Raw genomic sequence first — 19604 nt, 5'->3', positions numbered from 1 at the left:
ACCAGCCCCTCAGCGCGCAATGCCGCGCGCGGCGTCGGCCAGGAACTGCTCCATCATCGCCACGTCGCCACCGGCCTCGGGCACCGACTGCACCAGGTCAGCGATGGCCGCGCGCGCGGCTTCCAGCGTGAGGCCCTGGCGATAGAGCAGCTTGTGCATCTGCTTGACGGCGGCAATGCGCTCGGGCGAAAAGCCGCGGCGACGCAGGCCCACCACGTTGTAGCCGCGCACAGCCAGCGGGTTGCCGTCCACCAGCATGAAAGGAGGCACGTCTTGCGCCACGGCGCTGGCAAAGCCCACCATGGCATGCGCCCCGATCTTCACGAACTGGTGGATGCCGGTGAGCCCGCCCACCGTCACCCAGTCGCCCAGGTGCACATGGCCGGCCAGCGTGGTGTTGTTAGCCAGCGTGGTGTGGTTGCCCACATGGCAATCGTGGGCGATGTGGGTGTAGGCCATGATCCAGTTGTCATCGCCCACCGTGGTGATGCCGCCGGCCTGGGGCACCCCGAGGTTCAGCGTGCAGAACTCGCGGATGGTGTTGCGGTCGCCAATCACCAGCTCGGTGGGTTCGCCCGCATACTTTTTGTCCTGGGGGATCGCACCAATCGAGTTGAACTGGAAGATGCGGTTGTCCCGGCCCAACGTGGTGCGCCCGTCGATCACGCAGTGCGCGCCCACCGTGGTGCCCGCCCCGATGACCACATGGGCACCGATCACGCTGTAAGGCCCGATGCTGGCCGTTGCGTCGATTTGAGCGCGCGGATCGACGATGGCGGTGGGATGGATGTTGCTCACGGCTTGCAAAGGCGCACTCAGCCAACGTTGCGCATGGTGCACATGAGTTCGGCCTCGCAGGCCACTTCCTCGCCCACACGCGCCACGGCCTTGAACTTCCAGATGCCGCCACGCACCCGGTCAATCATGATGTCCAGGATCAACTGGTCACCGGGCTCCACCGGGCGCTTGAAGCGGGCGCCATCGATGCCGACAAAATAGTAGATGTTGTTTTCATCGGGCACCTTGCCCATGGCATCGAACGCCAGCAGGCCCGCCGCCTGGGCCAGCGCTTCCAGGATCAGCACGCCTGGCATCACGGGGTGTCCGGGAAAGTGCCCCATGAAATAAGGCTCGTTGAACGTGACGTTCTTGATTGCCTTGATGCGCGTGTTGCTCTCCAGCTCAATCACCTTGTCCACCAGCAAAAACGGGTAGCGGTGGGGCAGTTGCTTGAGAATTGCGTGGATATCCATCATCGAGTTGTTCTTCCGTTCATGCAGCCTTGAGAGCCTGCTCGAGCGCCTTGATGCGCTCGCGCAAGCTGTACAGTTGTTTGAGTGTGGCGGCGTTTTTTTCCCAGCGCGCATTGTCGTCGATGGGGAACATGCCGGTGTACTGGCCCGGCTTGGTGAGCGAGCGTGTGGCGACCGTTCCCGCAGAGATGTGCACGTTGTCAGCCAGCGCCAGATGCCCCAGCACAATCGCGCCACCGCCCACGGTGCAGTGCGCGCCGATAGTGGCACTGCCGGCCACGCCCACGCACCCGGCCATGGCCGAGTGTTTGCCGATGCGCACGTTGTGACCGATCTGGATCAGGTTGTCGAGCTTCACGCCGTCTTCAATGACGGTGTCCTGCAATGCGCCGCGGTCAATGCAGGTGTTGGCACCAATTTCCACATCGTCGCCAATGCGCACGGCGCCCAGCTGCTCGATCTTGATCCATTCGCCGCCCTGCGGCGCAAAGCCGAAACCGTCAGCACCAATCACCACACCCGCATGCACGATGCAGCGCGCGCCGATGTGGCAGCCTTCACCCACCGTCACGCGCGACTTGAGCACCGTGCCGGCGCCAATGTGCGCGCCGCGCTCCACCACACACAGCGGGCCCACCGAGGCACTGGGATGCACTACGGCCTGCGCATCCACCACGGCGCTGGGGTGCACACCGGGCTGCGCGGCCGCGCCATGGTGCTGTCGCCAAAGCTGCGTCACCCGGGCGAAATAGGCATAGGGGTTGTCCACCACAATGCAGGCGCCGCGCGCCAGCGCCGGCTCGCGCATGGCGGGCGCCACAATGACACAGGCCGCCCGGGAGGCGGCCAGTTGCTGCTGGTAACGCGGGTGGCTCAGGAAACTGATGTCGCCTGGGCCGGCGGTTTCGAGCGGCGCAATGCGCAGGACTGCGGTGTCCCGCAGCCCCCCTTCCAGCGATCCACCCAGCGCATCAACGATGGCCCCAAGGAGCAAACTCACGCGCCACCTGCCCTGCGCCGCGGCTTATTTGCCAGCGGCATTCAGCGCCTTGATCACCCGGTCAGTGATGTCGTGCTTGGGGTTGATATAGACGGCTTCCTGCAGGATCACGTCGTATTTTTCGGCTTCGGCAACCTGCTTGACCACCTTGTTGGCACGGTCCAGAACCTGGGCGAGTTCTTCGTTCTTGCGGGCGTTCAGGTCTTCCTGGAACTCGCGGCGCTTGCGCTGGAATTCGCGGTCCTGGTCCACCAGCTGGCGCTGGCGCGTTGTGCGCTGACTTTCGGCCATGGTGGGGGCTTCACGCTCGAATTTTTCGGTCGCCGTCTTCAGGGTGTTGCCCATGTCGATGAGCTCCTTCTCGCGACGGGAGAACTCCTGCTCCAACTTGGCCTGGGCCGCCTTGGCGGTGGTGGCTTCGCGGAAGATGCGGTCGGTGTTGACGAAACCGGCCTTGAATTCTTGTGCCTGCAGTGCAGGGGCGGCCACTGCCAGTGAGCCCAGCAGCAGGGCCAGGGTGAAATGGCGGGAAAGTGATTTCATTAGAAGGACGTACCAATCTGGAATTGAAGTTTCTGGATTCTATCGCCGGCGAACTTGCGCACCGGTTGGGCATAGGCAAGACGCAGCGGACCCAGGGGGGAAATCCAGCTCAGGCCCACACCCGCGGATGCACGCATGTCGCTGAAACGAAGCTTGTCATCCTCGCCATAAACATTGCCCACATCCACGAAGGTGAAAATGCGCAGCGTGCGGTCATTGCCTGCACCTGGAAAGGGCGCGATCAGTTCGGCATTGAGCGTGACTTTTTTGGGTCCGCCCAAAGAGGCGCCCGTGACATCGCGTGGCCCCAGTGTGCCCTGATCGAAACCACGCACCGAACCCAGGCCACCGGAGTAGAAGTTCTTGAACACCGGGAACGGCCGACCGTTCAAGCCCTTGCCATAGCCCAGTTCGCCATTGAAGGCCACCGTGAACCGCTTGTTCAGCGGGACGTATTGCTGGTATTGGTAGTTCGCCCGCAGGTAGCGCGCATCGCCCGCCACCGACCATTCGGAATTGAGCCGCTGGTAGCGACCCGAATTCGGCGCCAGCGCACTGTCACGGTCATCGCGCGACCAGCCGATGGTCAATGGAACGGAGTTGCTAGAGCTACCGTAGGTGTCGGCGTAGGCCAGGTACGCAGCCGGCATGTTGGTGCCCGCCTTGATCTTGGTCTGCTCGATACCACCGCCAAAGAAAACAGTATCGGTTTCGCTGAAGGGCACCCCAAAGCGCACCGAGGCTCCCGTGGTGACCAACTGATAATTGCCGCCCTGCTCGTCATAGGGCTTGTCGGTTCGGTAATAAGCGTCCAGGGTGCGCGAGATGCCGTCCTGGGTGAAATACGGGTCGGTAGTGCTCAACACCAAAGTCCGCCGGTATTTGCTGGTATTGACATCCACCCCCAGGTAGTTGCCGGAGCCGAAAACGTTTTCCTGTTTGATGGCAAACGACAGTGACACCTTTTCAGCGCTGGAAAAACCGGCACCGAGTTGCAGGGAACCGGTGGGCTTTTCGGCCACATTGATCACCAGGTCAACCTGGTCGGGCGATCCAGGCACTTCCTGGGTTTCAATCCCCACCTCGGTGAAGTAGCCCAGCCGGTCCACGCGATCGCGAGACAGACGGATCTTTTCGCCGTCGTACCACGAGGCCTCGAACTGCCGGAATTCGCGGCGCACGACTTCATCACGGGTGCGGTTGTTGCCGCTCACATTGATGCGCCGCACATAGGCCCTGCGGGCCGGCTCGGCCTGCAGCACCAGCGCCACACGGTTGTTTTCACGATCAATCTCCGGTACCGCCTCGACACGCGCGAATGCAAACCCGAAGCGCCCAAAATATTCGGAAAAAGCCTTGGTGGTTTCGGTGACCTGATCGGCGTTGTAGGGCTCGCCAGGACGAATGGTGACCAGCGATTTGAACTCGTCTTCGCGATCGAGGTAATTGCCTTCGAGCTTGACCCCCGACACCACGAAGCGCTCGCCTTCAGTCACATTGACCACAATGGAGATGTCCTGCTTGTCGGGCGAGATGGCCACCTGGGTGGAATCCACGCGAAACTCAAGGTAGCCGCGCTGAAGATAGTAGGAACGCAGCGTTTCCAGATCGGCATTGAGCTTGGCGCGGGCATAGCGGTCCGATTTGGTGTACCAGCTCAGCCAGCCGCCAGTGTCCTGATCGAACAGCCCCTTGAGCGTGGACTCGCTGAACGCCTTGTTGCCCACAATGCGTACTTCCTTGATGCGTGCCGGCTCGCCTTCCACCACAGTGAAGGTGAGGTTGACACGGTTACGCTCGATGGGCGTCACGGTGGTCACCACCTCGGCGCCGTACAAGCTCTTGTTGATGTACTGGCGCTTGAGCTCCTGCTCTGCCCGATCGGCCAATGCCTTGTCGTAGGGGCGACCTTCGGTCAGCCCCACGTCGCGCATGCTCTTTTTGAGCGCTTCCTTGTCGAACTCCTTGGTGCCCGCGAACTCAACGTCGGCAATGGTGGGGCGCTCTTCCACCACCACCACCAGCACGTTGCCAGTGGCCTCCAGCCGCACGTCCTTGAAAAGCCCCAGGCCAAACAGGGCCCGAATGGCGGCGGCGCCCTTTTCGTCGTTGTAGTCATCGCCCACCCGCAGCGGCATGGAAGCAAAAATGGTACCGGGCTCTACGCGCTGCAGACCCTCCACCCGAATATCCTGCACCTTGAACGGCTCCAGGGCCCATGCCGCATTGGCGACCAAAACCATGGCTGCAACAGCCGATGCGGTACGCACGCCCAGGCGATTGATGTGTTTTTTCATGAATGAAGCGGGAGCCGCATGACGCAGGGAAATGCGGCAAAAAGGTTAGCCAAAGAGCCGGGTGATATCGTTGAACAGGGCAATGGACATCATGAGAAGAAGAACCGCCACGCCACCGCGCTGCAGGTGTTCCATCCATGCATCCGATACTTTCCTGCCGGTCACACCCTCCCAAAGATAATACATCAGGTGCCCGCCATCGAGGACCGGCAATGGAAGCAGGTTGAGCACGCCCAGGCTCACGCTGATGAGCGCCAGAAACACCAGGTACTGCGTGATACCCATGCTGGCCGAGCGGCCGGCGTAATCGGCAATCGTCAAGGGTCCACTCAGATTTTTCAGGGAAGCCTCGCCGACCACCATGCGGCCCATCATGCGCAAGGTCAGAACGGACACGTCCCAGGTCCGCACCACACCGTTCCACAAACCCTCCACCGGGCCGTGCTGCACGGTGACAAACTCGGGCGGCGCGCCCACATAGGCGCCGATGCGGCCCACACTGGCGTTTTGCTCTTTCTGGACGTCGGGCATCACGTCCAGCGTGAGCTGCTGGCTGCCGCGTTCAATGCGCCAGGGCTGCACCACCGCCGCATCAGCATGCACAGACTGGCGAATCAGCTCCCGCAGCTGCTGGCCATCCACCACATCCACCGCACCCACTTTCAGCACCACATCGCCCTGGCGGAGCCCCGCCCGCTGTGCAGCGCCATCGGCCATGACTTCACCCAGCACGGGCCGTGTCCAGGGCCCCAGAAGCCCCACCTTGCGAAAGAGCTGCGCATCGGCCTCGCGCGCGTCGATCTGCGCCATGTCGAGCGGCACCTCACGGTGCGCGCCGCCGGGTGTGGGTTCGACCTCCAACCGGACCCTTTGGCCTTCAAGGGCGCCGCGGGTCAACAACCAGCGCAAGTCTTCAAAAGAACGCACCGGCTCCAGTTCGTCCGAACCGAGGGCCGCACTGTGCACCAGCTCACCACCGCGCAATCCGGCCACCTGCGCCACCGAGCCCGCCACGGGGCTGGCCAGCAGCGCCTTGGGTTCCTGGACACCGATCCAGTTCACCACCGAATACAGCAACATGGCCAGCAGCAGGTTGGCAATGGGGCCCGCTGCCACGATGGCCGCGCGCGAACGCAAGGGCTGGGTATTGAACGCAAGGTGACGCTCGGCCTCGGGCACCGGCGCCTCGCGCTCATCGAGCATGCGCACATAGCCGCCCAACGGGAAGGCACTGAGCACAAACTCGGTGGATGAGCCCTTGGGTTGCCAGCGCAGCAGCGGCTTGCCAAAACCCACCGAAAACCGCAGCACCTTGACGCCACACGCCACCGCCACCCGGTAATGCCCGTATTCGTGCACAGCGATCAGCACGCCCAGGGCAACAACGAAAGCAACAAGGGTCAGCAGCATGCAAAGGCTCCGTGAATTAACCGCATTCAGGCTGCCAGACGGCCGGCGGCCTGCTCGGCCACACTGCGCGCCTGGGCATCCAGGGCCAGCAAGGCATTGAGCGAATCGGGACTGGAGGGCGAAACCGCCTCCAAAGTTGCAAGATTGAGGTGGTGAATCTGGTCAAACCGGATGCGGCGCTCCAGAAACGCCGCCACCGCTACCTCGTTGGCCGCGTTCAGCACCGCCGTCGTGCCCTGCGGAGCCGCCAGGGCATCCCACGCCAGCTGCAATCCGGGAAAGCGGTCGCGATGGCCATGGTCGTCGATGGCTTCGAAGGTCATGGCCGAGAGTGCATGAAAATCGAGCGCCGAGGCCCCCGACTCGACCCGCTCGGGCCACGCCAGACCATAGGCGATGGGCACCCGCATGTCCGGGGTGCCCAACTGTGCCACCACCGATGTGTCCCGGTACTGCACCATGGAGTGGATGATGCTTTGCGGATGGATCACCACATCCAATTGCGACGGAGCCACGCCAAACAGGTAGCGCGCCTCAATCACTTCCAGCGCTTTGTTCATCATCGTGGCCGAGTCCACTGAAATCTTGCGCCCCATGCTCCAGTTGGGATGGGCACAGGCCTGCTCTGGCGTGACGTCGCGCAGCGAATCGGGTGTTCGGGTGCGAAAAGGTCCGCCCGACGCGGTGAGAATGATTTTCTCGACCCGCTGGCTCCAGGTGGCGGGATCTTCGGGCAGCGACTGGAAAATGGCCGAATGCTCGCTGTCGATCGGCAGCAACGTGGCCGCGCCTTCGCGCACCGCGTCCAGAAACACGTCGCCGCCCACCACCAGCGCCTCCTTGTTGGCCAGCAGCAAGCGCTTTCCGGCCCAGGCCGCCGCCAGGCAGGGCGCCAGCCCTGCAGAGCCGACAATGGCCGCCATGACCGTATCCACATCGTCATTGGATGCTATTATTTCAAGAGCATCAGGCGATTGAAGGACGGTCGTTTCAAGCCCATTTGCCTTGATTTTCTCGGCCAACAGACGGCCATGGGGCGCGCTGGCCATCACCGCAAAGCGGGGCCTGAACTGTGCGCACTGCGCCAGCATCAGGTCCACCTGGGTGGCGGCGCTCAAGGCAAACACTTCAAACCGGTCGGGGTGACGCGCCACCACGTCGAGCGTGCTGGTACCAATGGAGCCGGTAGAGCCCAAAACAGTGAGTCGTTGTTTCATAGAGGGGTTGTCAGGCGGGTCAGCATCAGGGCCAGAGGGAGCGTGGGCAACAAGGCATCCACCCGGTCCAGCACACCGCCATGCCCTGGCAGCAGACCACTGCTGTCTTTCACGCCCGCGCTGCGCTTGATCAGCGATTCCACCAGGTCACCGGCCACGCTCATGGCCACCATGAACAAGACCGAAATCACCAGCAACCACCCACCCTGCTGCGCCAGGCGGCTGTAAAAACTGGGCACAGTGGCCTGCCAGTGGACATCTGCGGCAACCCAGGCAAATGCCAGCACGATCACGCCCGCCAGAGCGCCCCATACCCCTTCCCAGCTCTTGCCCGGGCTGATGGAAGGCGCCAGCTTGGTTTTGGTGAAGCGCAAGCCAAAGGCACGGCCAGCAAAATAGGCAAAGATATCGGCCACCCACACCAGCACCAGCACCGACAGCAGAAAATTGACGCCCAGATGGCGCGCCTGCACCACGGCCAGCCAGGCCAGCCACAGCACCAGCACACCGGCCACCAGACGCACGCCCGCAGGAATGCGCGCCCAGCCCGGCACGCCGGCGCGCAGCAGCCAGGCCGCGCACAGCACCCACAGGCCACCACCAACAATCCACAGCGCGGTCAGGGGCCGGTCAACCCAGCCCAGCGCCCAGGACGCAGCGCACAAGGCAACGCAGGCGGCGCCCACGGCCAGCGAGCCGGCCTGGCCATAGCCGCTCAACCGCCCCCACTCCCACGCACCAGCGGCCATGAGCACCAGCACGACCAGCGTGAACGGCACCGTGGATGGATAAAAAAGCGCGGGCAGCAGGATAGCCAGCAGGACAAGGGCGGTGATGACACGCTGGAGAAGCATGGGGCCTTTTCAGCCGCGCACCGGGGCAGGATGCGCGGACACGATCTGTTCGGAGGTTTTGCCAAAGCGGCGCTCGCGGCAACTGAAGGCGGCAATCGCCTCGTCCAGTGCCGACTCGTCGAAATCCGGCCACAACCGGTCGCTGAAGAACAACTCAGAGTATGCGGCCTGCCACAGCAGGAAATTGCTGATCCGCATTTCCCCCCCGGTGCGGATCACCAAATCTGGATCAGGCACATGAGCCATACCCATGGCACCATGCAGGCTGGCCTCGGTGATGGACTCACCGCGCGCCGCCAGCGACGCGGCGGCCTGGGCGATATCCCAACGGCCGCCGTAGTTGAAGCACACGTTGAGCACCAGGCGCGTGTTTTCCGCCGTGGCGGCCTCCGCCCGCGCCAGGCCCTCGCGCACCTTGGGCGACAGGCCCGTCCGCTCGCCCACAAAGTACAGGCGCACACCGTCTTTTTTCAGCTGCGGCACTTCGCGCGCCAACGCCATGGCCAGCAGTTCCATGAGGCCGGAGACCTCATCGACCGGACGGTTCCAGTTTTCGGACGAGAACGCGAAGACGGTGAGCACGGCCACGCCGCGCTGCACGCAGGCGCGTGCGCAGCGGCGCAGCGAATCAACCCCTTGCTTGTGGCCCGCCAGACGCGGCAGAAAGCGGCGCGTGGCCCAGCGGCCGTTGCCATCCATGACGATGGCAATGTGGTGTGGCACCACCGGTGGTACAGACATGCAGAACGATCAGACCCGTGGACGAGGGGCTCAGACCGCCATGATTTCCTGTTCTTTGCCCGCCACCAGGGAATCGATCTCGGCGATGTGCCTGTCGGTGAATTTTTGCACTTCAGCTTCGGCGCGCTTTTGGTCGTCTTCGGACGCCAGCTTGTCCTTGACCAGCTTCTTGACGGATTCGTTGGCGTCGCGGCGCAGGTTGCGCACGGCAATCTTGGCGCTTTCGCCTTCGTTGCGCGCCAGCTTGGTCATCTCCTTGCGGCGCTCTTCGCTCATGGGCGGCATGGGCACGCGGATCAGGTCGCCCATCGACGCGGGGTTCAGGCCCAGGTCGCTTTCGCGGATGGCTTTTTCGATCTTGGCGCCCATGCCCTTTTCCCAGGGCTGGACGCTGATGGTGCGCGAATCGATCAATGCCACGTTGGCCACCTGGCTCAGCGGCACGAAGGAGCCGTAATACTCGACCTGCACGGTGTCCAGCAGGGCCGGGTTCGCACGACCGGTGCGAATTTTCTGCAGGTTGTTCTTGAACGCAGCGATGGACTGGTCCATCTTGGTTTCGGCGTTTTTCTTGATATCAGCAATCGTCATTGTTTCTCCTCAGGGCAGGCAGGCGGCAGGCGGGGCCTGGTGGTCAGGCATACACCAGCGTGCCTTCGTCTTCGCCCATGACCACCCGCTTCAGGGCTCCGTGCTTGATGATGGAAAACACACGCACAGGCAACTTCTGGTCGCGGCACAGGGCAAAGGCCGTCGCGTCCATGATGCCCAGGTTGCGTGACATCGCCTCGTCGAAACTGAGTTGGGTGTAGCGCGTAGCCGTGGGGTCCTTATGGGGGTCGGCAGTATAAACGCCGTCCACCTTGGTGGCTTTGAGAACCACCTCGGCACCAATCTCGGCCCCGCGCAGGGCTGCGGCGGTGTCGGTGGTGAAGAACGGGTTGCCCGTTCCGGCCGCAAAAACGACGACCTTGCCCTCTTCCAGATACTGCAGCGCCTTGGGGCGCACATAGGGCTCGACGACCTGCTCGATGGCAATGGCAGACATCACACGGGCCACCAGGCCCTGCTTGTCCATGGCATCCGCCAAAGCCAGCGCGTTCATCACGGTGGCCAGCATGCCCATGTAGTCGGCGGTGGCGCGGTCCATACCGACCGAACCACCCGCCACGCCACGAAAAATATTGCCCCCACCGATCACCACCGCCACCTGGACGCCCAGGCGGGTCACCTCGGCGATCTCCTCGACCATGCGGACGATGGTGGCACGGTTGATACCGAAGGCGTCATCCCCCATCAACGCCTCACCAGACAGCTTGAGCAAAATGCGCTTGTGGGCTGGTGCAGCGTGGGTCATGGGAAATTTCTCCGGTGATGGTGTCGGGACTTGGGGGGATTGCGGAAACGATCAGGCAGCAGCCTTGGCAGCAGCCACCTGGGCAGCCACTTCGGCAGCGAAGTCGTCCACCTTTTTCTCAATGCCTTCGCCGACCACGTACAGGGTGAAGCCCTTGACTGTGGTGCCGGCGGCCTTGAGCATCTGCTCGACGGTCTGCTTGTCGTTCTTCACGAAAGCCTGGTTGAACAGCGAGACTTCCTTGAGGAACTTCTGCACGCCGCCTTCGATGCGCTTGGCAACGATTTCATCGGACTGCACAGGCTTGCCTTCGGCCGTGGCCTTGGCAGCGTCTTCAGCCGCCTTGGCAGCCGCCACCGAGCGCTCTTTTTCGATCAGTTCGGCAGGCACTTCAGCGCTGGTCAGGGCCACGGGCTTCATGGCAGCGATGTGCATGGCCACGTCCTTGGCGGCGGCTTCGTCGCCTTCGAACTCGACGACCACACCGATGCGCGAGCCGTGCAGGTAGGAAGCCAGCTTGCTGCTGCCGCCAAAGTACTTGAAGCGGCGGAACGACATGTTCTCGCCGATCTTGCCGATCAGACCCTTGCGCACGTCTTCCAGCGTGGGGCCAAAGCTATCTTGCTCGTAAGGCAACGCGCCCAGAGCAGCCACGTCGGCGGGGTTGTGCTTGGCAACCAGCTCAGCGGCAGCCTTGGCCAGGGCCATGAAGCTGTCGTTCTTGCTCACGAAGTCGGTTTCGCTGTTGACTTCCACCAGGGCGCCCGTGGTGCCGTCGATGTAGCTCGCCACCACGCCTTCAGCGGTGATGCGCGATGCAGCCTTGCCGGCCTTGGTGCCAAGCTTGACGCGCAGCAGCTCTTCGGCCTTGGCCATGTCGCCATCAGCTTCGGTCAGCGCCTTCTTGCATTCCATCATGGGAGCGTCGGTCTTGCCGCGCAGTTCAGCGACCATGCTTGCGGTAATTGCAGCCATCATTGTTCCTTCAATATTCAGTTCAGTCAGTTCAGATTCGGGCTAAAAAAAAGGGGGCTCACCAGGGGCCCCGCTTTTATCCGCGATACATCGCGCAGCCGGGACTTCAGGCAGCGGACTCTTGCACTTCCACGAATTCGTCGCTGCCTTCAGGAGCCACCGCCTTGACCACTTCGTTCACGGCGTTGGCACGGCCTTCGATGATCGCATCGGCGATGCCACGGGCGTACAGCGTCACGGCCTTGGCCGAGTCGTCGTTGCCAGGGATCACGTAGTCGATGCCTTCAGGCGAGTGGTTGGTATCGACCACACCGATCAGCGGAATGCCCAGCTTCTTGGCTTCGGCCACGGCGATCTTGTGGAAACCCACGTCGATGATGAAGATGGCGTCGGGCAGGGCAGCCATGTCCTGGATGCCGCCGATGTCCTTTTCGAGCTTGGCGATTTCGCGGCTGAACGTCAGCTGCTCTTTCTTGCTCAGGCTATCAAGGCCGGTTTCGAGCTGGGCCTTCATGTCCTTCAGGCGCTTGATCGAGGTCTTGACGGTCTTGAAGTTGGTCAGCATGCCGCCCAGCCAGCGCTGGTCGACGAAAGGCACGCCAGCGCGCAGCGCTTCGGTGGACAGGATTTCGCGGGCCTGGCGCTTCGTGCCGACCATCAGGATGGTGCCGCGGTTGGCAGCCAGTTGCTTGGCGAACTTCTGGGCTTCCTGGAACAGTGGCAGCGACTTTTCCAGGTTGATGATGTGAATCTTGTTGCGATGGCCGAAGATGTAGGGGGCCATCTTGGGGTTCCAGAAGCGGGTTTGGTGACCGAAGTGGACACCGGCTTCCAGCATTTCGCGCATGGTAACGGACATAGAAATACTCCAAAGGTTGGGTCTAAAATCCAGCCCCAATACTTGCGCCGCCGTGCTTTGCACGAAGACGCAACACCTTGACAGGGCTGGTTTGCGATTGGTCTTGCCGCCTTCGCCGCGCCCACGCCACCTTGCGGCATCGCACACGCTGCTACTCTCAGCAAAACCCAAAGATTCTAGCACAGCCATGCTTTTTGACCTGACCACCACCCGCCAGCGCCTGGAGGACGGCACCAGCACCGCCCCTGCCGAACTGGAGCAATGCCTGGCAGTGGCGCAGTCTGCCGCCTGCGATCACGCCTTTGTGCGCCTTATGCCCGAGGCGGCGCGCACCACGGTGGCGCAAAACGATCCCAGCCGGCTACCGCTGGCGGGGCTTTCGGTGTCGGTCAAAGACCTCTTTGACATCGCGGGCCAGCCCACCGCCGCCGGCTCCACGGCGCTGGCCGACGCAGCGCCAGCACTGCAGGACTGCCCCGCCGTCGCCCGCCTGCGGTCGGCTGGTGGCACGGTCATCGGCCGCACGAACATGGTGGAGTTTGCTTTTTCGGGGGTGGGCGTGAACCCGCATTTCGGCACGCCCGCAGCCTGGGATGGGCGCTTTGGTGCGCTGCCGGGCGCGCCGCGAATTCCCGGCGGCTCGTCGTCGGGTGCGGGCGTTTCCGTGGCCACCGGTGCCGCCTTTGTGGGGCTGGGCTCGGACACGGGCGGCTCCATCCGCATCCCTGCCGCGCTCAATGGCATTGTGGGTTTCAAGAGCACGGCCCGCCTCGTCCCGACGACGGGCGCCATTCCGCTTTCCACCACGCTGGACACGGCCTGCGCCCTGACGCGCAGCGTGCGCGACGCCATCGTGGTGCACGAGGTGCTGGCCGCACGGCGCGTCACGCGCAGCCCCGCGCCGCTGCGCTTTTGGCGCCTGGCCGTGCCCTCCACCACCTTTCTCGACGGCCTTGATGCCACCGTGGCCCGGGCGTTCGCCCGCACGCTGGACACTTTGCGCCGCGCGGGCGCGCACATTGAAGAGATTGCACTACCACTGACGGCAGAACTGGGGCCGATGCAGGCCAGCGGCAGCCTGTCGGCCGCAGAAAGCCACGCCTGGCACCGCCCCCTGCTGGCCAGGCGCGCCCCGCAATACGACCCGCGGGTGCGCAGCCGGATCGAGCGCGGCGCCACCATGGTGGCCGCTGACTACATTGATCTGCTGCACGCGCGCCAGCACTGGATAGCCCGCATGGAGGCCGCCCTGGCCCCCTACGACGCCCTGCTCTCGCCCACGGTGCCCCTGGTGGCGCCCCCCATCGCCGATGTGGCGCCCGGCGCCGAACGCGACGCCGAGTTCTTTCGCGTCAACGCCCTGCTGCTGCGCAACACCAGCGTGGTGAACATGCTCGATGGCTGCGCCCTGTCGCTGCCCTGCCATGTGGCCGGGGAACTCCCGGTCGGGCTGATGGTCTGGCACGCTGCCCTGCACGACGACGCGGTGCTCAACGTGGGCCTGCAGATCGAGCAGACACTACAAAAATAATAGCTACCAACGCTTTACCATCAAGCGCTAGAAGCCAAAAACACTCTAACTCATGAAGATCGCCATCGTGGGCGCCGGCATTGTCGGCGTGTCCACCGCATACGAGCTGGCCCGCGACGGCCACGAGGTCACCGTGCTGGAACAGCGCAACGCCGTCGCCGAAGAAGCCAGCTTTGCCAACGCCGGTCTGCTGGCGCCACACCTGCTCACACCCTGGGCCACGCCCGGCCTGGGCACGCCGCTGAAGCTCATGGGCCGGCGCGCCACGCTGCGGCTGGCCCAAGGCGTCAAGGGGGCCGACCTGGCATGGCTGTGGCGCTGGCGGCGCGCAGCACGGCGCGGCGCGCAGGCCGCGCAGCTGGCGGCGCTGGAGGGCCTGGCCCGCTACAGCCAGCAGCGCCTGCTGCAGATCGCAACTGAGCACGCGCTGGACTTTGAAAGCAACCAGGGCCGGCTCATTTTGCTGCGCACCCCGCAAGAACAGGCCCGGTGGCAACCCGTCCTGCAGTTGTTGCGCGACGCCGGCGTTGCGCTGCGCGAGGTCGATGCCGACGCCGCACGCCAGATCGAGCCCGGCCTGTGCCCCGAAACCCCGCTGGCGGGGGCGCTGCACTTGCCCGACGCCATGGCGGGCAACTGCCGGCTGTTCGCACAACTGCTGCGCCAGGGCATGCAAGCCGGCGGCGTGGAGTTTGCTTTTGGCACCCGCGTGACCCGGCTGGCATCCCGGCCCATGGGCGTGCAGGTGCATGGCGAAAGCGGCACGCGGCCCTTTGACGCCGTCGTGCTGTGCGCCGGCATGGCATCGGCCGCCCTGCTGCGCCCGCTGGGCTTGCGCCTGCCGTTGGCGGCTGTGCATGGCTATTGCATCAGCGCACCGCTGCGCGAGGCGCTGCATGCGCCCGTGGCCAGCGTGGTGGACAGCCAGCACCAGATCACCATCACCCGCCTGGGCCAGCGCGTGCGCATCGCCGGCGGTGCCGAGCTGGGCGGGCAAGGTGCCGCGCACCACGCCCCCACGCTGCAGCAGCTCTACCTCCGCATGAACGAATGGTTTCCGGGCGGCGCCCTGCTGTCCTCCGGGCTGCAGGTGTGGCGCGGCGCACGCCCCACGCTGCCCGATGGTGCGCCCGTGGTGGGCGCCAGCGGTGTGCCCGGGCTGTGGCTCAACACCGGGCATGGCGCGGGCGGGTGGGCGCTGGCCAGCGGCTGCGCCCGCGCCGTGGCCGACCTGATCGGCCAGCGCAGCCCCGATGTCAGTCTGGACGGTCTGGGGATTCAGCGCTTCTGAACCCCCGCAAAAAAAGGGGCTTGCAGCCCCTTGTTTTTCGAACAAGCCGACTCGCCTCACTTCGCCGTCGGCATCACAAACTCGGCGCCCTTGGGCGTGCTCTCCGGCCAGCGCTGCATGATGCTTTTTTGCTTGGTGTAAAAACGCACGCCTTCTTCACCATAAGCGTGCATGTCGCCAAACAGGCTGCGCTTCCAGCCGCCAAAGCCGTGCCAGGCCATGGGCACGGGAATCGGCACGTTGATGCCGACCATGCCCGCCTGGATGCGGCGGCCGAACTCGCGGGCCACGTTGCCGTCGCGCGTGAAGCAGGCCACGCCGTTGCCGAACTGATGGTCATTGACCAGTTTCACCGCTTCACCGAAATCCTTGGCGCGCACCACTGCCAGCACGGGGCCGAAAATCTCTTCCTTGTAGATGCGCATGGCGGGCGTGACATGGTCAAACAGCGTGCCGCCCAGCCAGAAACCGCCTTCGCAGCCTTCGCCGGCCTGCTTGCCGTCAAAACCACGGCCATCCACCAGCAGCTGCGCGCCCTCATTCACGCCCAGATCGATGTAGCCCGAGATGCGCTCGTGGGCCGCGCGGGTCACGATGGGCCCCATCTCGGCCGCCAGGTTGGTGCCGTTGAGCACCTTGAGGGCCCGGGTGCGCTCGATGAGCTTGGGCACCAGTTGGTCGGCCGCATCGCCCACCAGCACGGCCACGCTGATGGCCATGCAGCGCTCGCCGGCCGAGCCGTAGCCTGCGCCAATCAGCGCGTCCACGGCCTGGTCGATGTCGGCGTCGGGCATGACGACCATGTGGTTCTTGGCGCCGCCCAGGGCCTGCACGCGCTTGCCGTGGCGGGCACCGGTTTCGTAAATATAGTTGGCGATGGGGGTCGAACCCACAAAGCTGATGGCCTTCACGTCAGGGTGCTCGATGAGCGCGTCCACAGCCTCCTTGTCACCCTGCACCACGTTGAACACGCCATCGGGCAGCCCTGCCTGCTGGAACAGGTCGGCCATCAGCAGCGAGGCCGTGGGATCGGTCGGGCTGGGCTTGAGCACGAAGGTGTTGCCGGCAGCAATGGCCACCGGAAACATCCACATGGGCACCATGACCGGGAAGTTGAACGGCGTGATGCCCGCCACCACACCGAGGGGCTGGCGCAGCGTCCAGTTGTCGATGCCCGTGCTGACCTGGTCGGTGAAATCGCCCTTGAGCAACTGCGGAATGCCGCAGGCAAATTCGATGATGTCGATGCCGCGCGCCACTTCGCCCTGCGCGTCGGTGAACACCTTGCCATGCTCGGCCGTGATGGCGTGGGCCAGCGCGTCCTTGTGCTGGTTGACCAGCTCCAGAAACCTGAACAGCACGCGGGCGCGGCGGATGGGTGGCGTGTCGGCCCAGGTAGGGAAAGCCGCCTGCGCAGCCGCCACGGCCGCATCCACATCGGCGCGGTTGGCCAACGCCACGCGGCCCGTCACTGCGCCCGTGGCGGGATTGGTCACCTCCTGGCTGCGGGTGCTGGTGCCTGCGGCGCGCTGGCCCTGGATGTAGTGGCCAATGGGGGTCGACTGGGTGGCGGTGGTCATGCAAACCTCTTAAAAATCAGTGGAAAGTGCCCCGCAGTCTAGAAGCCGCGCCGCGTCCCGCCAAGACCGCCGCCGTGAATTGATTGTTCATCATGGTGAACAATAGCGGCATGAAATCGACGAACCCCATCCACCCAGAAGCCCTCTGGTCCCACCTGCACTGGCTGGTGGTGCTGGGCGAACAGGGCAGCTACACCGGCGCGGCGGCGCGCCTGGGCGTGAGCAAGGCGGCCATGAGCCAGCACATTGCCGAGCTGGAGCGCGCGGCAGGCGTGCCGCTGGTGCGGCGCACCACGCGCAGCGTGGGCCTGACCGAGGCGGGGCGGCAACTGGTGGACGACACGCGCGGCGCCTTCGAGCGCATCGCCGAGAGCTTTGCCGGCGTGCGCGACCGCGCCGGTGTGCCCCACGGCCGCCTGCGCGTGACCGCCCCCGTGGCGCTGGCACGCCAGCAACTGGTGCCCCGGCTGCCCGCGTTCTTGCGCGCCTACCCGGAGGTGCGGCTGGAGCTGGACCTGTCGGACAAGCTGCGCTCGCTCACCCTCGAAGGCCTGGACCTGGCCATCCGCCACACGGCCGTGGCACCCGACACCCATGTGGCCTGGCTGCTGTGCACCACGCGGTCCGTGCTGGTAGCCAACCGCGCCTACCTGCGCCGCACCGGCATGCCCCAAACGCCCGACGACCTGCGCCTGCACGACTGCCTGCACTACCCCCGCACCCAGGAAGCCCCGGCGTGGACCTTCGAGCCCGTGGTGCCGGGCAACTCCCCACGCATGACCGTGCCCGTCACCGGCCCGCTGGCCGCCAACAACAGCGAGGCCCTGCGCGATGCGGCACTGGCGGGCCTGGGCATTGCGCTGGTGCCCGACTTCAGCGCGCAGGCGGCGCTGCAGGCCGGGAAACTGGTGGAAGTGCTGCCGGATTGGCGGCCCGTGGGCACCTTCAGCGAGACCATCCATGCAATCCGCCCCTACTCGGCCCATGTGCCGCGCGCGGTGGCGGTTTTCGTGGAATGGCTGCGGGAGGCTTTTGCGCCCGGATTCAGGGCCTGACGCAGCAATGGCTCGCCGCACCGTTGACAGCCCACAATAGACAATGCTTTCTGATTGATGCCCCCATGGAAAAAACTGCCATGCACCTCATCACACCCCAGCAGCCGCACCCCCTGTTCAACACGGCAGCCACCCGGCGCCTGGAGCAACAGGCCGCGGCAGCCCTGGCGCCGCACACCCTCATGCAGCGCGCCGGCCTGGCGGTGGCTCGGCTGGCACGGGCGCTGGCTCCCCATGCCCGCACCGTGTGGATTGCCTGCGGCCCCGGCAACAACGGCGGCGATGGGCTGGAGGCGGCCATGCACCTGCAGCGCAATGGACGGCGGGTGGTGGTGACCTGGCTCGGCACCCCCGAGCACGCGCCCGCTGACGCCCGCCAATCATGGCAGCGCGCACAGGTCGCAGGCGTGACCTGGGCCGACGCAGCGCCCCCCGGCATGACCGCCGCCGACCTGTGCATCGATGCCCTGTTGGGGATTGGCGTCACCTCCACAACCACGCGGGCGCCCGACAGCCGGATGCTGGCCCTGCTGGCGGCCTTGCAGCACAACCCGGCGCCCGTGCTGGCCGTCGATCTGCCCTCGGGCCTGGATGCGGACACGGGCCAGTTCGCTGCAGGTTTCGCATTGCCGGCACCGCCCGCATCCCGCAATACGCACAAACCACGCCACACGCTCAGCCTGCTCACGCTCAAGCCCGGCCTGTTCACGGCGGCTGGGCGCGACGCGGCCGGCAGCGTCTGGCTGGATGATCTGGGCGTATCTCAGCAACCAGAGCCCCCCAGTGCATGGCTGGCCGGCCCCGCCCTGCCCGCACCGCGCAACCACGCCAGCCACAAGGGCAGCTATGGCGACGTGGCGGTTGTAGGTGGCGAAGGCCTGGCGGCGCGCGGCCTGGGCATGACGGGCGCTGCGCTGCTGGCGGCATCTGCCGCATTGCACGCCGGCGCGGGCCGGGTGCTGGTGGCCTTGCTTGACGATGGCCAGATGGCGCTGGATGGGACGCAGCCCGAGTTGATGTTTCGCCGCTTTGACGCGCTGGCGCTGGAACAGCTCACGGTGGTGTGCGGCTGTGGCGGTGGCGAAGCCGTGCGCGCGGTGCTGCCCGCCGTGCTGGAAAAAGCCGCCCGGCTGGTGCTGGACGCCGATGCGCTCAACGCCGTGGCCGCCGATGCCGCGCTGCGCGCCGGTGTCGCGTCACGCGCCGCGCGGGGGCTGCCCACGGTGCTGACACCGCACCCGCTCGAAGCGGCTCGGCTGCTGTGCCTGTCCGCCGCCGAGGTGCAGGCCCACCGGCTCCATGCAGCGCAGCAACTGACAGAGCAGTTCCAGTGCGTGGCTGTGCTCAAGGGATCGGGCACCGTGACCGCAGCACCGGGGCACCCCCCAACCATCAACCCCACCGGCAACGCACGGCTCGCCACGGCGGGCACCGGCGACGTGCTGGCGGGCATGGTGGGTGCGCGCCTGGCAGCGGGCGTCGAAGCCCGGCGCGCAGCATTAGAAGCCGTGTACATCCACGGCCTTGCCGCTGACCACTGGCCTGCGGGGCGCACGCTGACAGCCAGCGCCCTGGCGCGGCACATCACCGAAAGTTATGCATAAAAAAGCCCGCTAGCGCTTATCCATAAAGCGCTAGCAG

At 65.1% G+C, this 19604-nt stretch carries 18 protein-coding genes; 4 read left to right on the top strand and 14 right to left on the bottom strand.

Features of this window, described 5'->3' with window-relative positions; genetic code table 11:
* Positions 1 to 9 precede the first annotated feature (9 nt).
* The 13 genes from lpxA to rpsB form a co-directional block, all read right to left on the bottom strand.
* Positions 10 to 798, bottom strand: coding sequence for an acyl-ACP--UDP-N-acetylglucosamine O-acyltransferase (gene lpxA, locus CCX87_RS06510; protein WP_087748215.1), 789 nt, complete (start codon positions 796 to 798; stop codon positions 10 to 12).
* A gap of 17 nt (positions 799 to 815) precedes the next feature.
* Positions 816 to 1256, bottom strand: a complete 441-nt coding sequence (fabZ, locus tag CCX87_RS06505) for a 3-hydroxyacyl-ACP dehydratase FabZ (protein WP_087744817.1) — start codon at positions 1254 to 1256, stop codon at positions 816 to 818.
* A gap of 16 nt (positions 1257 to 1272) precedes the next feature.
* A complete protein-coding gene (gene lpxD / locus CCX87_RS06500; protein WP_087744813.1) occupies positions 1273 to 2253 on the bottom strand; it encodes a UDP-3-O-(3-hydroxymyristoyl)glucosamine N-acyltransferase in 981 nt (326 codons plus the stop codon).
* Between the two features lie 24 nt (positions 2254 to 2277).
* Entirely contained in the window at positions 2278 to 2796 is a 519-nt protein-coding gene (locus tag CCX87_RS06495; protein ID WP_087744810.1) for an OmpH family outer membrane protein, read from the bottom strand.
* On the bottom strand, positions 2796 to 5093 hold the full coding sequence (gene bamA, locus CCX87_RS06490; protein ID WP_087744807.1) for an outer membrane protein assembly factor BamA: 2298 nt from the start codon (positions 5091 to 5093) through the stop codon (positions 2796 to 2798). Before bamA ends, CCX87_RS06495 begins: the two co-directional genes overlap by 1 nt.
* A gap of 45 nt (positions 5094 to 5138) precedes the next feature.
* Positions 5139 to 6503 carry an RIP metalloprotease RseP gene (gene rseP, locus CCX87_RS06485; RefSeq protein ID WP_087744804.1) on the bottom strand — a complete coding sequence of 455 codons (1365 nt, stop codon included), beginning with the start codon at positions 6501 to 6503 and terminating at the stop codon, positions 5139 to 5141.
* A gap of 26 nt (positions 6504 to 6529) precedes the next feature.
* Positions 6530 to 7720, bottom strand: coding sequence for a 1-deoxy-D-xylulose-5-phosphate reductoisomerase (ispC, locus tag CCX87_RS06480; RefSeq protein ID WP_087744801.1), 1191 nt, complete (start codon positions 7718 to 7720; stop codon positions 6530 to 6532).
* Entirely contained in the window at positions 7717 to 8574 is an 858-nt protein-coding gene (locus tag CCX87_RS06475) for a phosphatidate cytidylyltransferase (protein ID WP_087744798.1), read from the bottom strand. The genes ispC and CCX87_RS06475 overlap by 4 nt, the downstream gene beginning before the upstream one ends.
* A 9-nt stretch (positions 8575 to 8583) precedes the next feature.
* Positions 8584 to 9315, bottom strand: a complete 732-nt coding sequence (uppS, locus tag CCX87_RS06470; RefSeq protein WP_087744795.1) for a polyprenyl diphosphate synthase — start codon at positions 9313 to 9315, stop codon at positions 8584 to 8586.
* A 30-nt stretch (positions 9316 to 9345) separates the two neighbouring features.
* Complete coding sequence (gene frr, locus CCX87_RS06465) at positions 9346 to 9906, bottom strand: ribosome recycling factor (protein WP_087744792.1); 561 nt, start codon at positions 9904 to 9906, stop codon at positions 9346 to 9348.
* Positions 9907 to 9949: 43 nt separating this feature from the next.
* Positions 9950 to 10672 (bottom strand): UMP kinase, encoded by a 723-nt coding sequence (gene pyrH / locus CCX87_RS06460; RefSeq protein ID WP_087744788.1) that lies wholly within the window; start codon positions 10670 to 10672, stop codon positions 9950 to 9952.
* Between the two features lie 51 nt (positions 10673 to 10723).
* Complete coding sequence (gene tsf / locus CCX87_RS06455) at positions 10724 to 11647, bottom strand: translation elongation factor Ts (RefSeq protein WP_087748214.1); 924 nt, start codon at positions 11645 to 11647, stop codon at positions 10724 to 10726.
* Positions 11648 to 11753: 106 nt separating this feature from the next.
* Complete coding sequence (gene rpsB, locus CCX87_RS06450) at positions 11754 to 12506, bottom strand: 30S ribosomal protein S2 (RefSeq protein WP_087744785.1); 753 nt, start codon at positions 12504 to 12506, stop codon at positions 11754 to 11756.
* Positions 12507 to 12693: 187 nt separating this feature from the next.
* Between rpsB and CCX87_RS06445 the strand changes: the two genes are divergently transcribed.
* Entirely contained in the window at positions 12694 to 14037 is a 1344-nt protein-coding gene (locus CCX87_RS06445; protein WP_087744784.1) for an amidase, read from the top strand.
* Positions 14038 to 14089: 52 nt separating this feature from the next.
* Positions 14090 to 15328, top strand: a complete 1239-nt coding sequence (locus tag CCX87_RS06440; protein WP_087744781.1) for an FAD-dependent oxidoreductase — start codon at positions 14090 to 14092, stop codon at positions 15326 to 15328.
* 56 nt (positions 15329 to 15384) lie between these two features.
* Here CCX87_RS06440 and CCX87_RS06435 read toward each other — a convergent pair whose 3' ends face one another.
* A complete protein-coding gene (locus CCX87_RS06435) occupies positions 15385 to 16908 on the bottom strand; it encodes a CoA-acylating methylmalonate-semialdehyde dehydrogenase (RefSeq protein ID WP_087744778.1) in 1524 nt (507 codons plus the stop codon).
* Positions 16909 to 17018: 110 nt separating this feature from the next.
* Between CCX87_RS06435 and CCX87_RS06430 the strand changes: the two genes are divergently transcribed.
* Positions 17019 to 17963 (top strand): LysR family transcriptional regulator, encoded by a 945-nt coding sequence (locus CCX87_RS06430; RefSeq protein WP_232476496.1) that lies wholly within the window; start codon positions 17019 to 17021, stop codon positions 17961 to 17963.
* A gap of 80 nt (positions 17964 to 18043) precedes the next feature.
* Positions 18044 to 19567 (top strand): NAD(P)H-hydrate dehydratase, encoded by a 1524-nt coding sequence (locus CCX87_RS06425; protein ID WP_087748212.1) that lies wholly within the window; start codon positions 18044 to 18046, stop codon positions 19565 to 19567.
* The last annotated feature ends 37 nt before the right edge of the window (positions 19568 to 19604 follow it).

The organism is Acidovorax sp. T1 (genome assembly GCF_002176815.1).
Taxonomy (GTDB): domain Bacteria; phylum Pseudomonadota; class Gammaproteobacteria; order Burkholderiales; family Burkholderiaceae_C; genus Acidovorax.
This window is presented reverse-complemented; position numbering and strand designations above follow the sequence as displayed.